The organism is Pseudomonas sp. VS40, assembly GCF_018587885.1.
Lineage (GTDB): Bacteria > Pseudomonadota > Gammaproteobacteria > Pseudomonadales > Pseudomonadaceae > Aquipseudomonas > Aquipseudomonas pergaminensis.
The window spans coordinates 38,022-56,699 of record NZ_JAGYWD010000007.1 but is presented as its reverse complement, the minus strand read 5'-3'; the positions used below and the strand labels follow the sequence as shown (position 1 = coordinate 56,699).

General features: G+C 61.7%; 11 protein-coding genes and 1 pseudogene. 2 read left to right on the top strand and 10 right to left on the bottom strand.

What is annotated here, in order from left to right; translation table 11 throughout:
* Positions 1-25 precede the first annotated feature (25 nt).
* A complete protein-coding gene (locus KHP07_RS21075) occupies positions 26-1,252 on the top strand; it encodes an MFS transporter (RefSeq protein WP_250883676.1) in 1,227 nt (408 codons plus the stop codon).
* 119 nt (positions 1,253-1,371) lie between these two features.
* On the opposite strand, the gene hemE is transcribed toward KHP07_RS21075, so the two are convergent.
* From hemE to pilM, 10 genes and pseudogenes are all read right to left on the bottom strand, one after another.
* Positions 1,372-2,439 (bottom strand): uroporphyrinogen decarboxylase, encoded by a 1,068-nt coding sequence (hemE, locus tag KHP07_RS21070; RefSeq protein WP_071492361.1) that lies wholly within the window; start codon positions 2,437-2,439, stop codon positions 1,372-1,374.
* Between the two features lie 230 nt (positions 2,440-2,669).
* Entirely contained in the window at positions 2,670-4,088 is a 1,419-nt protein-coding gene (locus KHP07_RS21065; protein ID WP_034105894.1) for a glutamate synthase small subunit GltD family protein, read from the bottom strand.
* Positions 4,089-4,120: 32 nt separating this feature from the next.
* Positions 4,121-8,566 (bottom strand): glutamate synthase large subunit, encoded by a 4,446-nt coding sequence (gltB, locus tag KHP07_RS21060; RefSeq protein WP_078046510.1) that lies wholly within the window; start codon positions 8,564-8,566, stop codon positions 4,121-4,123.
* Positions 8,567-8,919: 353 nt separating this feature from the next.
* Positions 8,920-10,479, bottom strand: a complete 1,560-nt coding sequence (locus KHP07_RS21055; RefSeq protein ID WP_214497967.1) for an SPOR domain-containing protein — start codon at positions 10,477-10,479, stop codon at positions 8,920-8,922.
* A gap of 10 nt (positions 10,480-10,489) precedes the next feature.
* The gene (aroB, locus tag KHP07_RS21050; RefSeq protein ID WP_021492321.1) at positions 10,490-11,590 is read right to left on the bottom strand and encodes a 3-dehydroquinate synthase; all 1,101 of its coding nucleotides are present in this window, start codon (positions 11,588-11,590) and stop codon (positions 10,490-10,492) included.
* Between the two features lie 125 nt (positions 11,591-11,715).
* Positions 11,716-12,234 carry a shikimate kinase AroK gene (gene aroK / locus KHP07_RS21045; RefSeq protein ID WP_003187914.1) on the bottom strand — a complete coding sequence of 173 codons (519 nt, stop codon included), beginning with the start codon at positions 12,232-12,234 and terminating at the stop codon, positions 11,716-11,718.
* 4 nt (positions 12,235-12,238) lie between these two features.
* Positions 12,239-13,495: pseudogene (locus KHP07_RS21040) on the bottom strand (type IV pilus secretin PilQ); the annotation flags it as partial.
* A gap of 138 nt (positions 13,496-13,633) precedes the next feature.
* Complete coding sequence (locus KHP07_RS21035) at positions 13,634-14,605, bottom strand: pilus assembly protein PilP (protein WP_214497966.1); 972 nt, start codon at positions 14,603-14,605, stop codon at positions 13,634-13,636.
* Positions 14,602-15,156 (bottom strand): PilN domain-containing protein, encoded by a 555-nt coding sequence (locus tag KHP07_RS21030; protein ID WP_078046505.1) that lies wholly within the window; start codon positions 15,154-15,156, stop codon positions 14,602-14,604. Before KHP07_RS21030 ends, KHP07_RS21035 begins: the two co-directional genes overlap by 4 nt.
* Entirely contained in the window at positions 15,153-15,806 is a 654-nt protein-coding gene (gene pilM, locus KHP07_RS21025) for a type IV pilus assembly protein PilM (RefSeq protein WP_214497965.1), read from the bottom strand. The genes KHP07_RS21030 and pilM overlap by 4 nt, the downstream gene beginning before the upstream one ends.
* Before the next feature lie 220 nt (positions 15,807-16,026).
* Here pilM and KHP07_RS21020 point away from each other — a divergent pair, with 220 nt between their 5' ends.
* The gene (locus KHP07_RS21020) at positions 16,027-18,486 is read left to right on the top strand and encodes a penicillin-binding protein 1A (RefSeq protein ID WP_410896871.1); all 2,460 of its coding nucleotides are present in this window, start codon (positions 16,027-16,029) and stop codon (positions 18,484-18,486) included.
* The last annotated feature ends 192 nt before the right edge of the window (positions 18,487-18,678 follow it).

The following is an 18,678-nucleotide window of genomic DNA, read 5'->3' as shown; positions in this document are numbered from 1 at the left end:
CGCTCAAGAAGTCCCGCCCACTGCCCTGGATGAGGTGGTGGCCCAGCTCAATGACGCGTACATCGAAAAAGGCACGCCGATGTTCATGCGCACGGTGTTGGCGCTGTTCTCCGGCGGTTTCGCTACCTTTGCGCTGCTGTATTGCGTGCAGCCGATGATGCCGGCGCTGTCCCACGAATTTTCCATCAATGCGGCGCAGAGCAGCCTGATCCTGTCGGTGGCCACGGCGATGTTGGCGTTCGGCTTGCTCATCACCGGGCCGATCTCCGACCGGTTGGGACGCAAGCCGGTGATGGTGTCTGCGCTGTTCTGTGCCGCATTGGCGACCATCGCCAGCGGCTTGATGCCGACCTGGGAAGGCATCCTGCTGATGCGTGCGCTGGTGGGCCTGTCGCTGAGCGGCCTGGCCGCCGTGGCCATGACCTACCTGAGCGAAGAGATCCACCCGCAGCACATCGGCCTGGCCATGGGCTTGTACATCGGCGGTAACGCGATCGGCGGCATGAGCGGGCGCCTGATCATTGGCGTGTTGATCGACTTTGTCAGTTGGCACACCGCAATGCTGATCATCGGCGCCCTGGCGCTGATCGCCGCCACGGTGTTCTGGAAAATCCTCCCCGAATCGCGCAACTTCCGCGCCACCAGCCTCAAGCCGCGCAGCCTGGTGGATGGCTTCGTCATGCACTTCAAGGACGCAGGCCTGCCCTGGCTGTTCCTCGAAGCGTTCCTGCTGATGGGCGCGTTCGTGACGATGTTCAACTACATCGGCTATCGCCTGCTGGCCGATCCCTACGACCTCAGCCAAGCCGTGGTCGGCCTGCTGTCGCTGGTGTACCTCTCGGGCATCTACAGCTCGGCGAAAATCGGCTCACTGGCTGACCGCCTCGGGCGCCGTCGGGTGCTGTGGGGCACCATCGTACTGATGCTGGCCGGCATGGCCCTGACCCTGTTCACCCCGCTGTGGCTGGTGGTGCCGGGCATGCTGATCTTCACCTTCGGCTTCTTCGGCGCCCACTCGGTGGCCAGCAGCTGGATCGGCCGCCGCGCGGTGAAAGCCAAGGGGCAGGCATCGTCGCTGTACCTGTTCTGCTACTACGTGGGGTCGAGTATTGCGGGGACGGCGGGCGGATTCTTCTGGCACTTTGCCGGGTGGAATGGGATTGGGGCGTTTATCGTGGCGCTGTTGATTGGCGCGTTGCTGGTGGCGTTGAAGCTGGCGAAGTTGCCGCCGTTGGGGCAAGCGAAGGCCTGAGTGTCTCTGGCTTTTAATGTGGAAGGGGGCTTGCCCCCGATGAGGGTAGATCAGTCATAGTTGTACTGACTGGTACACCGCCATCGGGGGCAAGCCCCCTCCCACATTTGTTTTGCGTGTTATTCGTGATACTGCGCCGACAACTCATGCACCGCGCGCAGGAACGCGCCGGCATGCTCCGGGTTCACTTCCGGAGTAATGCCATGGCCGAGGTTGAACACATGCCCGGTGCCTTTGCCGTAGCTGGCGAGGATGCGGCCAACTTCGGTGCGGATGGCTTCCGGCTTGGCGTACAGCACCGTCGGGTCCATGTTGCCTTGCAGCGCGACGCGGTTGCCCACGCGCTGGCGGGCTTCGCCAATGTCGCAGGTCCAGTCCAGGCCCAGGGCGTCGGCACCGGCGTCGGCAATGCTTTCCAGCCACAGGCCGCCACCCTTGGTGAACATGATTACCGGCACTTTGCGGCCTTCATGCTCGCGGATCAGGCCGCTGACGATTTTGCGCATGTAGGCCAGGGAGAACTCCTGGTACGCCGCCGCCGACAGGTTGCCGCCCCAGGTGTCGAAGATCTGCACCGCCTGGGCGCCGGCCATGATCTGGCCGTTGAGGTAAGAGGTGACCGACTGCGCCAGCTTATCCAGCAGCAGGTGCATGGCCTGTGGGTTGTCATAGAGCATGGCCTTGGTCTTGCGGAAGTCTTTCGACGAGCCGCCTTCCACCATGTAGGTGGCCAAGGTCCAGGGGCTGCCGGAGAAGCCGATCAGCGGCACACGGCCGTTAAGCTCGCGGCGGATGGTGCTGACGGCGTCCATCACGTAGCCGAGGTCTTTATGCGGATCGGGGATCGGCAAGGCTTCGATATCGGCCAGGGTGCTGACGACTTTCTTGAAACGCGGGCCTTCGCCGGTTTCGAAGTACAGGCCTTGGCCCATGGCGTCAGGGATGGTGAGGATGTCGGAGAAGAGGATGGCCGCGTCCAGTTGTGGGTAGCGGTCCAGCGGCTGCATCGTGACTTCGCAGGCGAACTCCGGGTTCATGCACAGGCTCATGAAGTCGCCGGCGTTGGCGCGACTGGCGCGGTATTCCGGCAGGTAGCGACCGGCCTGGCGCATCATCCACACAGGGGTGACGTCCACGGGTTGCTTGAGCAGGGCACGAAGGAAACGGTCGTTCTTGAGGGCAGTCATGTCGGCATCCGCAAAAAAAGTGCGGGCATTTTCTCAGAGCCAGACGCAAAAGGCACGGAATGCGCCGTGCCTTTTGTCTATCGGGTCAATTTGTCGCAATCTCTTGAACACGCTGGAAACCAATGTGGGAGCTGGCTTGCCTGCGATTGCGGTGGATCAGTCGATACATCCTGTGACTGTTACACCGCTATCGCAGGCAAGCCAGCTCCCACATTTGAGCGTATTTCAGATCAGACCTGCAGGTAATCCAGGATCCCTTCGGCGGCATTGCGGCCTTCGAAGATCGCCGTCACCACCAGGTCAGAACCGCGCACCATGTCGCCACCGGCGAAGATTTTCGGGTTGCTGGTCTGGTGTTTGTACTGGCCTTGTTCCGGGGCTACGACGCGGCCCTGGCTGTCGGTCTGGATCTGGAATTGCTCGAACCACGGCGCCGGGCTTGGGCGGAAGCCGAAAGCGATGACCACGGCGTCCGCCGGGATGATCTCTTCGGAGCCCGGGATCGGCTCGGGGCTGCGACGACCACGGGCGTCCGGTTCGCCGAGACGGGTCTCGACCACCTTCACGCCTTCGACGCGGTCTTCACCGACAATCGCGATCGGCTGGCGGTTGTAGAGGAATTTCACACCTTCTTCCTTGGCGTTCTTCACCTCTTTGCGCGAGCCTGGCATGTTGGCTTCGTCACGGCGATAGGCACAAGTCACCGACTTGGCGCCCTGGCGGATCGACGTGCGGTTGCAGTCCATCGCGGTGTCGCCACCGCCCAGCACCACGACCTTCTTGCCTTTCATGTCGACGAAATCTTCCGGCGACTTTTCAAAGCCCAGGTTGCGGTTGACGTTGGCGATGAGGAAGTCGAGCGCGTCATACACGCCCGGCAGGTCCTCACCGGCAAAGCCGCCTTTCATGTAGGTGTAGGTGCCCATGCCCATGAATACCGCATCGTATTCTTCGAGCAGTTGCTCCATGGTGATGTCCTTGCCGATTTCGGTATTGAGTCGGAACTCGATACCCATGCCGGTGAAGACTTCACGGCGGTTGCTCAGCACGGTTTTTTCCAGCTTGAACTCGGGGATGCCGAAGGTCAGCAAGCCGCCGATTTCCGGGTTCTTGTCGAACACCACCGGGGTCACGCCGCCACGCACCAGCACGTCGGCACAGCCCAGGCCCGCCGGGCCGGCGCCGATGATGGCGACGCGCTTGCCAGTCGGCTTGACCTTGGACATGTCGGGGCGCCAGCCCATGGCGAACGCGGTGTCGGTGATGTACTTCTCCACCGAACCGATGGTCACCGCGCCGAAGCCGTCGTTAAGGGTGCAGGCACCCTCGCACAGACGGTCTTGCGGGCACACCCGGCCGCACACTTCCGGCAGGGTGTTGGTCTGGTGCGACAGCTCGGCAGCGGCAAGGATGTTGCCCTCGGCCACCAGCTTCAGCCAGTTGGGAATGAAGTTGTGCACCGGGCACTTCCATTCGCAATACGGGTTACCGCACCCCAGGCAGCGGTGGGCCTGGTCGGCCGAGTGCTGGGGTTTGAAGGGTTCGTAGATCTCCACGAACTCTTTCTTGCGTTGACGCAACAGTTTCTTCTTCGGATCTTTGCGCCCGACATCGATGAACTGGAAGTCGTTATTCAGACGTTCAGCCATGTTAAAACCTCATCAAACTCTTCAGGCGCATATCACTGCGGGTTGGCACGGATGCTGGAAAGCAACGATTTCAGGTTGGCAGCCTTGGGCTTGACCAGCCAGAAACGACGCAGGTAATCATCGAGATTTTCGGCGAGGTTACGGCCCCATTCGCTGCCAGTCTCCTCGACGTACTCGTCCAGCACGTGCTGCAAGTGGTTCCGGTAGGACTCCATGGCTTCGCCGCTGATCCGCTGGATCTCGACCAACTCGTGGTTGACCTTGTCGACGAAGGTGTTGTCCTGGTCAAGCACGTAGGCGAAACCGCCGGTCATGCCCGAGCCGAAGTTGTAACCGGTCTTGCCCAGTACCGCGACAAAGCCCCCGGTCATGTACTCGCAGCAGTGATCGCCAGTGCCTTCTACCACGGTGTGGGCACCGGAGTTACGTACGGCGAAACGCTCACCGGCGGTACCGGCGGCGAACAGCTTGCCACCGGTGGCGCCGTACAAGCAGGTGTTGCCGATGATGGCACTGTCCTGGGTCTTGTAGACGCTGCCTTTAGGCGGAACGATCACCAGCTTGCCGCCGGTCATGCCCTTGCCCACGTAGTCGTTGGCGTCGCCTTCCAGGTACATGTGCAGCCCGCCGGCGTTCCACACGCCAAAGCTCTGGCCCGCAGTGCCTTTGAAGCGGAAAGTGATCGGCGCTTTCGCCATGCCTTGGTTGCCGTGCTTGCGCGCGATTTCGCCGGAGATGCGGGCGCCAATCGAACGATCGCAGTTGCAGATATCCAGGGCGAATTCGCCACCGCTGGCATCGTTGATCGAGGAAGAAGCCATTTCGACCATCTTCTCGGCCAACAGGCCTTTGTCGAACGGTGGGTTGCGGTCCACCTGGCAGAATTGTGGCTTGTCCGCCGGGATGTGGTCGCTGCCCAACAGCGGCGTCAGGTCCAGGTGGTTCTGCTTGGCGGTCTGGCCTTCGAGGATGTCCAGCAGGTCGGTACGACCGATCAGCTCTTCGAGGGAGCGCACACCCAGCTTGGCCAACCACTCACGGGTTTCTTCGGCGACGTAGGTGAAGAAGTTCACCACCATGTCGACGGTACCGATGTAGTGATCCTTGCGCAGCTTCTCGTTCTGGGTCGCGACGCCGGTGGCGCAGTTGTTCAGGTGGCAGATGCGCAGGTATTTACAGCCCAGGGCGATCATCGGCGCAGTACCGAAGCCGAAGCTTTCGGCACCGAGGATCGCGGCCTTGATCACGTCGAGGCCGGTTTTCAGGCCGCCGTCGGTCTGTACCCGAACCTTGCCGCGCAAGTCGTTGCCGCGCAGGGTCTGGTGGGTTTCGGCCAGGCCGAGTTCCCACGGTGCACCGGCATACTTGATCGAGGTCAGCGGCGAAGCGCCGGTGCCGCCGTCGTAGCCGGAGATGGTGATCAGGTCGGCATAGGCCTTGGCCACGCCAGCGGCAATGGTGCCCACGCCGGCTTCTGCCACCAGTTTCACCGAGACCAGGGCCTGCGGGTTGACTTGTTTCAGGTCGAAAATCAGCTGCGACAAGTCTTCGATCGAGTAGATGTCGTGGTGCGGTGGAGGCGAGATCAGCGTCACGCCCGGCACTGCATAACGCAGTTTGGCGATCAGACCGTTGACCTTGCCGCCTGGCAGCTGGCCGCCTTCACCGGGCTTGGCGCCCTGGGCCACCTTGATCTGCAGCACTTCGGCGTTGACCAGGTATTCCGGGGTCACGCCGAAACGGCCAGTCGCAACCTGCTTGATTTTCGAGCTCTTGATGGTGCCGTAGCGCGCCGGGTCTTCACCGCCTTCGCCGGAGTTGGAACGCGCACCCAGGCGGTTCATGGCTTCGGCCAGGGCTTCGTGAGCCTCAGGCGACAAGGCGCCCAGGGAGATACCGGCGGAGTCGAATCGCTTGAGGATCGATTCCAGCGGCTCGACTTCGCTGATGTCCATCGGCGTGTCCAGGGTCTTCACCTTGAACAGGTCGCGGATCATCGACACCGGGCGGTTGTCCACCAGCGCGGTGTATTCCTTGAACTTGGCGTAGTCGCCCTGCTGCACGGCGGCCTGCAGGGTGTTGACCACGTCCGGGTTGTACGCGTGGTATTCGCCACCGTGCACGAACTTGAGCAGGCCGCCTTGCTGGATTGGCTTGCGCGCACTCCAGGCTTCGGCTGCCAGGGCTTTCTGTTCGGCTTCGATGTCGACAAAACGCGCACCCTTGATACGGCTTGGCACGCCACGGAAACTCAGCTCGCAGACTTCTTCGGACAGGCCGATGGCTTCGAACAGCTGGGCGCCACGGTACGAGGTGACAGTGGAGATGCCCATCTTCGACAGGATCTTCAGCAGGCCCTTGGTGATGCCCTTGCGGTAGTTCTTGAACACCTCATAGAGGTCGCCCAGCACTTCACCGGTACGGATCAGGTCACCCAGCACTTCGTACGCGAGGAACGGGTACACCGCCGAGGCGCCGAAGCCGATCAGTACCGCAAAGTGATGCGGGTCGCGAGCGGTGGCGGTTTCCACGAGAATGTTGGAGTCGCAACGCAGGCCTTTCTCGGTCAGGCGGTGGTGCACCGCGCCGGTGGCCAGGGAGGCGTGGATCGGCAGCTTGCCTGGGGCAATGTGACGGTCAGTCAGCACGATCTGGGTACGACCGGCACGCACGGCTTCTTCAGCCTGGTCGGCGACGTTGCGCACCGCGGCTTCAAGGCCGAGGCTCTCGTCGTAGTTCAGGTCGATGATCTGGCGGTCGAAGCCCGGGCGCTCCAGGGTCATCAGCGAGCGCCACTTGGCCGGGGAAACGACCGGCGAGCTGAGGATCACGCGGGAAGCGTGCTCAGGCGATTCCTGGAAGATGTTGCGCTCGGCACCGAGGCAGACTTCCAGGGACATCACGATGGCTTCGCGCAGCGGATCGATCGGTGGGTTGGTCACCTGGGCGAATTGCTGGCGGAAATAGTCGTACGGCGTGCGCACGCGCTGGGACAGCACCGCCATTGGCGTGTCATCGCCCATGGAACCGACCGCCTCGTAGCCTTGCTCGCCGAGCGGACGCAGCACCTGGTCGCGCTCTTCGAACGTGACCTGGTACATCTTCATGTACTGCTTGAGCTGGTCAACGTCATAAAAAGCCGAACCGTGGTCGTTGTCTTCCATGGTCGCCTGGATGCGCAGGGCGTTCTTGCGCAGCCATTGCTTGTACGGGTGACGCGACTTCAAGCGGTCATCGATGGCGTCGGTGTCGAGGATCTGCCCGGTCTCGGTGTCCACGGCCAGGATCTGGCCAGGGCCTACGCGGCCTTTGGCGATCACGTCTTCCGGCTTGTAGTTCCACACGCCGATTTCCGACGCGAGGGTGATAAAGCCGTTGGTGGTGGTGACCCAACGCGCCGGGCGCAGACCGTTACGGTCGAGCAGGCACACCGCGTAGCGGCCGTCGGTCATGACCACGCCAGCCGGGCCGTCCCACGGCTCCATGTGCATCGAGTTGTACTCGTAGAATGCACGCAGGTCCGGGTCCATGGTCTCGACGTTCTGCCACGCTGGCGGAATGATCATGCGCACGCCACGGAACAGGTCGATGCCGCCGGTGACCATCAGTTCGAGCATGTTGTCCATGCTGGAAGAGTCGGAACCCACGCGGTTGACCAGCGGGCCGAGCTCTTCAAGGTCCATCAGGTCATTGGCGAACTTGGTGCGACGGGCCACGGCCCAGTTGCGGTTGCCGGTGATGGTGTTGATCTCGCCGTTGTGGGCGAGGAAGCGGAATGGCTGGGCCAGCGGCCATTTCGGCAGGGTGTTGGTGGAGAAGCGCTGGTGGAACACGCAGATTGCGGTTTGCAGGCGCTCATCGCTCAGGTCTGGATAGAAGGCGGTCAAGTCCGCCGGCATCATCAGGCCTTTATAAATGATGGTCTTGTGGGAAAAGCTGCAGATGTAGTGGTCGGCGTCGGCGGCGTTGGCCACGGACGAGCGACGACGCGACGTGAACAGCTTGATCGCCATGTCCTGGTCGCTCAGGCCTTCGCCTGCGATGAACACTTGTTCGATCTGCGGCAGGCGCTCATTGGCCAGGCGGCCGAGCACGCTGGTGTCGATCGGCACTTTGCGCCAGCCGACAAGTTGCAGGCCGGCGGCCAGGATCTCGCGGTTCATGTTCTCGCGAGCGGCTTCGGCCTTGACCGGGTCCTGGTTGAAAAACACCATGCCCACGGCGTACTGCTTGGGCAGGTCGACAGCAAATTGCTCTTTTGCGACAGCGCGCAGGAACTGGTCGGGCTTTTGAATCAGCAAGCCGCAACCGTCACCGGTCTTGCCGTCGGCGTTGATCCCACCGCGGTGGGTCATGCAGGTCAGGGCCTCGATGGCCGTTTGCAAAAGGGTATGACTGGGCTCGCCCTGCATGTGGGCTATCAGGCCGAAACCGCAGTTATCCTTGAATTCATCGGGTTGGTACAGACCTGCTTTCATAGACACTTTCTCACCAGGCTGCCTCTTATACCGAGGCAAATTTCTTTTCAATTCAACCGGTTACCTTCCACGCCGAACGTACGCCGGCTTAGCGGGGGCAAAAGGGAGGTCATTGTACACACCGACACAGACGCTCACAAATTTAGCGACGAAATGTCGCAAATCTATGTCGCATTTATGAAAGGTTTAAAGCGATATGCTGTGCTAGTCAAAACTTTTTTAATTTTGACCGCTACGACTCAAAAGCTACTGTGACGCAGACACCACAAAGCGCGCGGTCTCTAGAGACTGCACGCACTTGCGGTTATTTTTTGAGGTGCCGGGAGGGCGGCCTGGGTAAGGCCGCCGGATCTTCAGCGAGTTGTTGCGAGTTCTTGTTGAACGCTGGCAACAGTGCGAGGCCAAGGTTTACCAGCCTGGACCTTCGCTGGCAAGGTTTTGATCGCAGAATCGGCGGCTGCACGGCTGGAGAAGTTGCCGTAGGTGATCACGTAGAGAGGCTTGCCGTTGAGCACTTTCTTGAAATAACGGTACTCGCCGCCCTGCTCCTTCACGAACGCCTGGGCGTTGGCTTCGGAACTGGTGCCGAGGATCTGCACCACGAAGTTGCCGGTTGGCTGGCTGCTGTACCAGCTGCTGCCAGCGGCGCCGGCCTTGGCAACGGTGGCGGCTGGTTTTTCAGCCGGTTTGGCGGCTGGCGCAGGGGCTGGCTTGGCGGTTGGCGCAGGCGCGACCGGCTTGGTCACGGGCGCAGGCTTGGCGGTGGCGACTGTCGGCGCGGGTGTCGGCTTGGCAGCCGGCTGGCCGGCTGGCACGCCCGCTGGCGGTGCAGTGGTGGTCACGGTAGGCGGTGTGGCGCTGGAGCCTTCCACCGGCACGCCGTCGTCGCCTTCGGAGATGCCACCGGCTTCTTCGGCAAGCGGGCCGCGCATCACAGGTTGGCCAACCATCGGCAGGTTGGTCGGTTGGCCGGAGTTGGCGAATTCGACGTTTGGCGTGGGCTTGCCCAGTGGCAACTGCGCCTGTTCGGTTGGCGCGCCGGCTGTGGTGGGCGCCTTGCTGCGACCTGGGATCAACCAGGCGGCGGCAACAGCGACCACGACAACGGCGGAAATAGCCAATACGTGTTTCTTAGGCATAGTGAACCCCATCTTTGGACGCTTGACCGCAGAGCGGCTGGCAATCATGGCTTCGATCATGGCATCGCGGGCAACCTGGTTGATGGTGCCAGGCCAGCCGTCGGAGCTTTCGTGAATATCAGAGATCTGTTGAGCGGAGAAAAGTTCGATGCCCGCCCCTGCGCCTTCCAGGCGTTGAGCCAGGTATTCGCGGGTTTCTTCCTCTTCGTACGGCTGCAACTCGATGACGTGGAACAGCTCCTGTTCGCCGCTGATCTGCTCAAGGTCGGCGATCAACGACGACTCGCCGAACAGGAACACGTGCGGGCGACCTTCCGGCGTACCCGCCGCCAGCGCCAGCAGCGCTTCAAGCGCGGATTCGTCAAGCTGCTCGGCGTCATCCACCAGCAGGTAGACTTCCTGGCCGGTCAGGCCCAGTTGCACGACCTGCTTGAGAATCGCGTTCGGCTCGGCTGTAGCCACATCCAGGGCCTGCGCAACCTGGCGCAATACGCCAGCCGCATCACCGGCACTACGGGCCGACACCACCACGCTCTGTACCGATTGCTTGTTGGTGCTGGCCACCAGGGCCTGGCGCAACAGCGTCTTGCCGCTGCCCAACGGCCCCGTCACCACCAGCAGCAGTTGGCTGTAGCGCGCGAGGTGGTGCAACTGGCCGAGCACAGGCTTGCGCTGGGCCGGGAAAAATTTGAAACCAGGCACCCGTGGAGCAAAGGGGTCGTGGCTTAATTGGTAATGGCCGAGGAACGCCTCGTCGGCATGCAAACTAGTCATCGGGATCTTATTAACCTTTAAGCTGGGCCAGGGCGCGGTAATCCGCTCCCAGCGTGGCCTGTAAAATCTCTTTCGGATAATCGTCGGTCACCACCGCTTCGCCCATGTGGCGCAGCAGCACCAGTCGCAGTCGACCGTCGATCACTTTCTTGTCTATCGCCATATGTTCGAGGAAGTCCGCCTCGGTCATTTCCTCAGGCGGAATGACTGGCAAACCGGCGCGCTGGAATAGGCGAATGCCCCGGTCACGCTCCTGGGCACTGATCCAGCCCAGGCGCTGCGACATCTCCAATGCCATCACAGTGCCAGCCGCCACGGCTTCCCCATGCAACCACACACCATAGCCCATGTGCGTTTCGATCGCATGGCCGAAGGTGTGGCCCAGGTTCAAGGTGGCCCGTACGCCGGACTCCCGTTCGTCGGCATTCACCACCAGCGCCTTGGCGGCGCAGGAGCGGGAAATGGCTTCGGTGAGTGCCGCCTGGTCCAGATTGCGCAGGGCGTCGACGTGCTCTTCCAGCCACGTCAGGAACGGCTCGTCGCAGATCAGCCCGTACTTGATGACTTCTGCCAGGCCCGCCGACAGCTCGCGCGGCGGCAGGGTGTTGAGGGTGGCGGTATCAATCAGCACGGCTTGGGGCTGGTAGAACGCGCCGACCATGTTCTTGCCCAGTGGGTGGTTGATGCCGGTCTTGCCGCCCACCGACGAATCGACTTGAGACAGCAGGGTGGTCGGCACCTGGATAAAGTCCACGCCACGCTGGTAGCAGGCCGCTGCAAAGCCGGCCATGTCGCCGATCACACCGCCGCCCAGGGCGATGACGGTGGTGCGGCGGTCATGACGTGCGGTCAGCAGGCCATCAAAGATCAGCTGCAGGGTTTCCCAGTTTTTGTGGGCTTCGCCGTCGGGCAAGATCACAGAGATCACGGAATACGCCGCCAGGCTGCGGCTCAGACGCTCAAGATACAGCGGCGCGACCGTTTCGTTGGAAATGATCGCCACTTGCCGCCCGGCAATATGCGGTGCGAGCAGCTCGGGCTGGTCCAGCAAACCTTCGCCAATATGGATCGGGTAGCTGCGCTCGCCTAGATCGACCTTAAGTGTCTGCATGTGTCCCCGCGTTAGAGATGTATTGACGACCGGCAACGCCAAGTTCTGACGTCGCCTGATGGCTCTACGCCACACCCTGGAGGGTGATGGCGCGCCGCCGAGAATAGCGCATTTCGGGCCTGGCTTTAACGGGGTGGCAGCCGTTGCAGGCGCTCAAGAATGTCGAGGACCACCATCCGAGGTGGCCGCTCATCGGTTTCTACCACCAGATCGGCGATTTCCCGATACAGCGGATCACGCAATGCGAGCAGGTCCCGCAAGGTCTTCGCCGGGTCGGCAGTGCGCAGCAACGGGCGATTGCGATCGCGGGCAGTGCGGCCCACCTGCTGCTCGACCGATGCATGCAGATAGACCACCCGACCACCGGCATGCAGCGCCCGACGGTTTTCATCGCGCATCACTGCGCCGCCGCCAGTGGCCAATACCACACCATCGCAGCCGCACAGCTCGGCGATCATCGCCTGCTCACGATCACGAAAGCCCAGCTCGCCTTCCTTATCGAAGATCCATGGGATATTGGCACCCGTGCGCAATTCAATTTCCTTGTCGGAATCTTTGAACGGCAGGCGCAGCTCTTTGGCCAGCAAACGGCCGATGGTGCTTTTTCCAGCGCCCATCGGTCCTACAAGAATCAAATTTCGCACAGAATCAACGACTCACAGCAATCGCCTGGTTATTCATAATACGCGGAGTCAGGAATACCAGCAGCTCGGATTTTTTCTCCGCCAGCACATCGCGCCGGAAAAGGCGGCCAAGATACGGCACATCGCCCAAAAATGGCACTTTATCTACCACTTTGCTTTGGGTATTAGAGAAAACGCCGCCGATGACGATGGTCTCGCCATCCTTGACCAGCACCTTGGCGTTCACTTCGTTTTTCTTGATCGGCGGCACATCATTGAGCTTGTTCAGGTAGTCGGGCTCGTCCTTGGTGACTTTGACTTCCATGATCACCCGGTCGTCGGGGGTGATCTGCGGGGTCACCTCCAGCGACAACGAGGCTTCCTTGAACGACACCGACGTGGCGCCGCTGGAGCTGGATTCCTGATAGGGGATTTCAGTGCCCTTGAGGATGCGCGCGGTTTCCTTGTCGGAAGTCACCACCTTGGGTTGCGAGACAATTTCCCCGTTGCCGGTTTTCTCCATGGCGGTGAGCTCCAGGTCCAGCAGCAGGTTGTCGGTGATAAAGGCGATGCCCAGGCCCGAGGTGCCGGTGAGCGAGCCCAAGTCAACAAAGGGTGAGCTGGGCGGGTTTTCCGAAGGCTGCGCACCTTCGGCCGGTGGCTTCGCAATCCCCCCGGCGCCCCAGTTGCCGCGATTGAGTCGCCCGCCCCAGCGCGCGCCCAGGCTTTTGTCGTAGTCGACATTGGCCTCGACAATGCGCGCCTCGATCATCACCTGGCGCACGGGGATGTCCAGTTGCGCCACGATCCGCCGCAGCTCCTCCAGCCGCTCCCCGGTCTGGTAAGCGATGATGTTATTGGTGCGATCATCGACCGCCACCGACCCACGCTCGTCGGGCACGCCTTCGAGGCCCGTCACCGACTGGAACAGCTTGGCCAGGTCTGCCGCCTTGGCGTAATTGACTTGCAAGAGTTCACGGCGCAATGGCGCCAGCTCGGCCATTTGCTTGCGCGACTCCAGGGTCAGCAGCTCACGTGCAGCCAACTCTTCGGCGGGCGCGACCAGTAACACGCCGGCCTTCACCCGCTTATCCAGGCCCTTGGCCTGCAGCACCAGGTCCAGCGCCTGATCCCAGGGCACATCCTTGAGGCGCAGGGTAATTGAACCCTGCACATCGTCGCTCGCCACCAGGTTGAGGCCCGCCACATCGGCGATTTGTTGCAACGCCGTACGCAGCTCGATGCTTTGGAAGTTGAGGTTGAGCCTGTCGCCCGTGTAGGCGCTCGACGCGGTGTTGCCAGGCGGTGGCAACTGGATCAGGTCTACGCGATTAGGTAGAGCAGCAGCCATCGGTGCCGTGAACGCTATCCATAGCGCCACACCGAAGGACGAGAAAGTCCTTTTCATTGGTTGATTCCGTTATGAGTTGACGTTTAACACCAGGGTTCGCGGGCGTTCCAGCCATGCACCCTGACCATCGGGAAACAGTTCGACCAGCTCGACGTAACGCTCATGGATGACCGTGACTCGGCCATGGTCCGGCCCCAGGTAGTCACCGACCGCCAGCCGGTGCACCCTGGAGGCCGCACGCAGCAGGGCAAAAGCCTGCACACCGCGCGACAGCGTGCCGACCATTTCAAACTGGTCCACTGCCAGGGTTTCCAGGACGCCACGTGGCCTGGCGAGATCCGGCGCCCGAGCGGGCCGACCAGGCAAATGGCCGACCTGAATGGCAAGCCGCTGGAAAGGATCACGCAGACCGAACGCGTCATAGACAAAAGCCTGCCTTGCTAATCCCTGCCCGCCCGGCCCGGCGCCTGACGACGCCTGCCAATACGTCTTGGCCAGCAGGTCCAGGCGCAGCAGCTTGCCATCACGGCGCAGGGCAATATCGTGCACCGTGGCGATTCGCGACAGGCCACCCAGGCGGCTCAGGAACATTGCCAGGTCGTGATAAGCCCCGGTCAAACCGACCTGCACAGGTTGCTCGTGATAGAACGGCCTGGGCTGTTCATCCAGCGGGGTGACGTTTTCGACCAGCAAACCATTGGCCAGCGCCAAGCCCGCGATGTCTTCCAGCAAGCCGGGCATTTCGGACTCACCCGGCAACGCCCGCAAAAGCTCATTGGCTTTCGCCTGCATCAACTGGAACTGGTGCGTGCGCGTCTCAAGGCTGGCAGCCAGGGCGGTCTTCTGCGTGACGTGCTGCTGCAGGGCCACTTCCTGCGCTTCGACCCGTTGTAACCGTTGCCGCGAAGGGCTCAGGTACACCAGGTCGCCCACCACAAACACTACAGCCGCCAGCGCACAGCCCAACAGGGCCTTGCCAGGAAGGGGCCATTTTGCAGCGTAGTGAGTGAGTGCAGAAAGATTGAGCCTTGGCAGGCTCAAGGCTGAGCCTCGGAGGACTCGCCCTGACGCACCATCAGCTGAAATTCGTTGTTGCCGCGCGCGCCATCCGTTCGCACATGTTGCAACCGAGTGGAATGGGCACCTTCGGCGGCCTCGAGGCGGCGCATCAGCTGGGCGATGTCCTGGCTGGACTCCGCGCTGCCGCTGATACTCACGGTATCGCCCTTGGCCACCACTTCATGCAGGTGGACGCCGTCGGGTACCGCGCGGGCCAGTTGATCGAGCAACTGGGCACCGGAGGAGCGTGAATCGTGCAGGTCTTGTACGACCTTCATGCGCTGGGCCAACTGCTGGCTCTGCTCCTGCAGATCGTCGATGGTCTTGATGCGTGAATCGAGGCCAGCGACCTCCTTGCCCAGATGGTCGTTGCGGGTGACTTGGCGATCAATGGCCTGGTCGATCACCTGATCCGCCAGCCACACGGTCGCCAGCGCCGCGCAGGCGAACGCCAGCAGACACGCCAGCAAATACTTGCGTCGCCGCTCTGCCAGCGCCTGGCGCCATGGCAATAGGTTGATTCGTGTCTTCAAGCGAAACTCCTCAGGGCCAACCCGCAAGCAATTCCCATCCCTTGGGCATCCACGGCCCATTGTGCACCATCGACTCGATGGCTCGGCGTGAAGCTGGCGAAATCCTGACGGCTAGCGCGCGCCAATGCAAACGCTTCGACATCGATGACCCTGGGCACCAGCCCCGCCAGGGCCAGAACCGCCTCGCGAGCCTCCACCTGTTCCTTAAGGCATGCCGCCAGCAGCACGTCGACCCGGCCGGGTTTCAGCGCCGTCGGCCCACGCACTTGGAAATCGATGGCCACGTCATCCAGGGGATAAGGAATGTACTGGTCCGCCTCCATATGGATCATCCAGGTCATCTCATCGTCAGTGAGCCCGGCGTCCATCTCGATCATTCGCGTGATCACCGAAGGGCCGGCCACGGCAGCGGCAGCACCACGCACCGAGGTCGACAGCCGCGACCATGCACTGCGCAGAGCACGGCCCACGCCTTCAAGATCGAGGAATGTGCCATCGACCACCGACTGCACGGGCAATGCCTGCGTGACGTAAGCCTGAATGGTGTAACCCGAGGTTGAGCGACCCAGTTCCACCAGCCGGATTGCCGTGTCATTGATGTCGACGCCCAGCAGGGTGTCGACTTTTTGCCTGAAAAATCCCTTTCCCATAAAACTCCCTAAAACTTTGCCTGTCATACCGCCTGATTGCCGCTGGGCGCCATGCATTCGGTCGACTTGTTGAACAGGTGCGAATGACGCCCCAAGGCGAAAAATGCTTTAATGCCCAGCGTTTTTTCCCGCTTTTATCTGCAGCTCGGGTCGATCCATCGTTTGCCATGCATGCCCCGACGCCTAACTCATTCTTTTCTCTGGAAATCCAAAAGCCTTGATTCGTCTGCTGAAGTTTTTCGGGTACTCCATTGTCGCCATCGTTTGCGGGCTGCTGCTCGTGCTGAGCGGGGCCTACCTCTACCTTAGTCCGGGTTTGCCCTCCGTAGAGGCCCTTAGAAGTATCCAGTTGCAGATTCCTTTGCGGGTCTACAGCAGCGATGAAAAACTGATCGCGGAGTTCGGCGAAATGCGCCGCACACCGATCCGTTTTGCCGATATTCCACCCAATTTCATCAGCGCCCTGCTCTCGGCCGAAGACGATAATTTTGCCAACCACTATGGCGTCGACCCCAGCAGCCTGGTGCGTGCGGCGACCCAGTTGGTAAAAAGCGGACACATTCAGTCCGGCGGCAGCACCATCACCATGCAGGTGGCGAAGAACTTCTTCCTCACCAGCGAGCGCAGCTTTTCGCGCAAGGCCACCGAAATCCTCCTGGCACTGCAAATCGAACGCCAGTTGACCAAGGACGAGATCCTCGAGCTCTACGTCAACAAGATCTACCTGGGCAACCGCGCCTACGGGATCGAGGCCGCCTCGCAGGTTTACTACGGCAAGTCCATTCGTGACGCCAGCCTGGCGCAGATGGCCATGATCGCCGGCCTGCCAAAAGCCCCTTCACGTTTCAACCCCCTGGCCAACCCGGCGCGCAGTAAAGAACGCCGCGACTGGATCCTGGGGCGCATGTACAAACTGGGCAAAATCGACCAGGCCGCTTATGAAAGCGCCATCGCCGAGCCGCTGAATGCCAGCTACCACGTGCCGACGCCAGAAGTTAACGCGCCTTATATCGCCGAAATGGCGCGCGCCGAAATGGTTGGCCGCTATGGCAGCGAGGCCTATACCGAAGGCTTCCGCGTGACCACCACCGTACCGAGCGACCTGCAGGAAATCGCCAACACCTCGGTGCATGCCGGCCTGATCACCTACGACCAACGCCACGGCTACCGTGGCCCTGAATCGCGCCTGCCAGGCAAGACCCTGAGCGCCTGGACCACTGAGCTGGGCAAACAACGCGCGATCAGCGGCCTGGAACCGGCCATCGTGACCCAGGTGAAGAAAGATGGCGTGCAGGTACTCACCCGTACCGGCGAAGCCCATGTGACGTGGGACAGCATGAAGTGGGCGCGCCCATTCCTGAACACTAACAGCATGGGCCCGATGCCCAAGCAGCCATCGGACGTGGCGCAGGTGGGTGACTTGATCCGCGTGCAACGCCAGAAGGACGACAGCCTCAAGTTCAGCCAGGTGCCGCTGGCCCAAGGCGCCCTGGTGTCGCTGGACCCGCAGAACGGTGCGATCCGCGCCCTGGTCGGTGGCTTCGCGTTCGAGCAGAGCAACTACAACCGCGCGACCCAGGCCAAACGCCAGCCGGGCTCGAGCTTCAAGCCATTCATCTACAGCGCTGCGCTGGACAACGGCTACACCGCCGCCAGCCTGGTCAACGACGCCCCGATCGTGTTTGTCGACGAGTACCTGGACAAGGTTTGGCGTCCGAAAAACGACACCAACACCTTCCTTGGCCCGATCCGTATCCGTGAGGCGCTGTACAAGTCGCGTAACCTGGTGTCGATCCGCCTGTTGCAGGCAATGGGCGTGGGCAAGACCATCGATTACATGACGCGCTTCGGCTTCGCCAAGTCGGACCTGCCGCCCAACCTGTCCCTGGCCCTGGGCACCGCGACCCTCACGCCGATGGAAATCGCCACCGGTTGGAGCACCTTTGCCAACGGCGGCTACAAGATCGCGCCGTACCTGATCGACAAGATCGAAAGCCGCAACGGCGACACCCTGTTCACCGCCAACCCGCCACGTGTGCCGGGTGATGTGGTCAACGGCGTCGCGGCGACTGACGGCCTGGCGGCGCCGAGCAATGGCGGCATTACCATCGAACCGGCTCCAGGCACCACCCCTGCCGCCAACGGCACCCCCGCCGAGCCCCAGGCACCCGCTGTCGCCGAGCGCATTGTCGATGGCCGTACCACGTATATCCTCAACAGCATCCTGGAAGACGTCATCAAGAAAGGTACTGGCCGCCGCGCCCTGGCGCTGAACCGTCCGGACATTGCCGGCAAGACCGGTACCACCAACGAATCCAAGGATGCCTGGTTCTCTGGCTATAACGCCGACTACGTGACCACCGTATGGACGGGCTACGATCAGCCGGAAAGCCTTGGCCGTCGCGAGTTCGGCGGTACCGTCGCATTGCCGATCTGGATGAGCTACATGGGCGCGGCCTTGAAGGACAAGCCGCCGCACACGCAGCCGGAGCCAGAAGGCATCCTCAGCCTGCGCATCGACCCGGTCAGTGGCCGTGCGGCCTCGCCAAGCACACCGAATGCGTACTTCGAACTGTTCAAGAGCGAGGACACGCCGCCGTCGGTCAATGAGTTGGGCAATGGCGTTGCGCCGGGCAGCCCGCTGCCGGCGGATGAAGCGGCGCCGATCGATCTGTTCTAGTGAGATTTATGGCCTGAAACAGATTCAATGTGGGAGCGGGCTTGCCCGCGATTGCGGTGTGTCAGGCGCCACATGAGCTGATTGATCCATCGCTATCGCGGGCAAGCCCGCTCCCACACGTGGGTCTCCACAAGGTCCAAGTGAATCGCCACAAAAAAGCCCCGACTCGCAAGAGCCGGGGCTTTTTTTGGG

What these genes read in the sequence shown, in the direction of transcription:
- hemE (WP_071492361.1), bottom strand. Translation starts at nt 2,439, where the DNA reads ATGACTGCCCTCAAGAACGACCGTTTCCTTCGTGCCCTGCTCAAGCAA.
- KHP07_RS21065 (WP_034105894.1), bottom strand. Translation starts at nt 4,088, where the DNA reads ATGGCTGAACGTCTGAATAACGACTTCCAGTTCATCGATGTCGGGCGC.
- gltB (WP_078046510.1), bottom strand. Translation starts at nt 8,566, where the DNA reads ATGAAAGCAGGTCTGTACCAACCCGATGAATTCAAGGATAACTGCGGT.
- KHP07_RS21055 (WP_214497967.1), bottom strand. Translation starts at nt 10,479, where the DNA reads ATGACTAGTTTGCATGCCGACGAGGCGTTCCTCGGCCATTACCAATTA.
- aroB (WP_021492321.1), bottom strand. Translation starts at nt 11,590, where the DNA reads ATGCAGACACTTAAGGTCGATCTAGGCGAGCGCAGCTACCCGATCCAT.
- pilM (WP_214497965.1), bottom strand. Translation starts at nt 15,806, where the DNA reads ATGGGAAAGGGATTTTTCAGGCAAAAAGTCGACACCCTGCTGGGCGTC.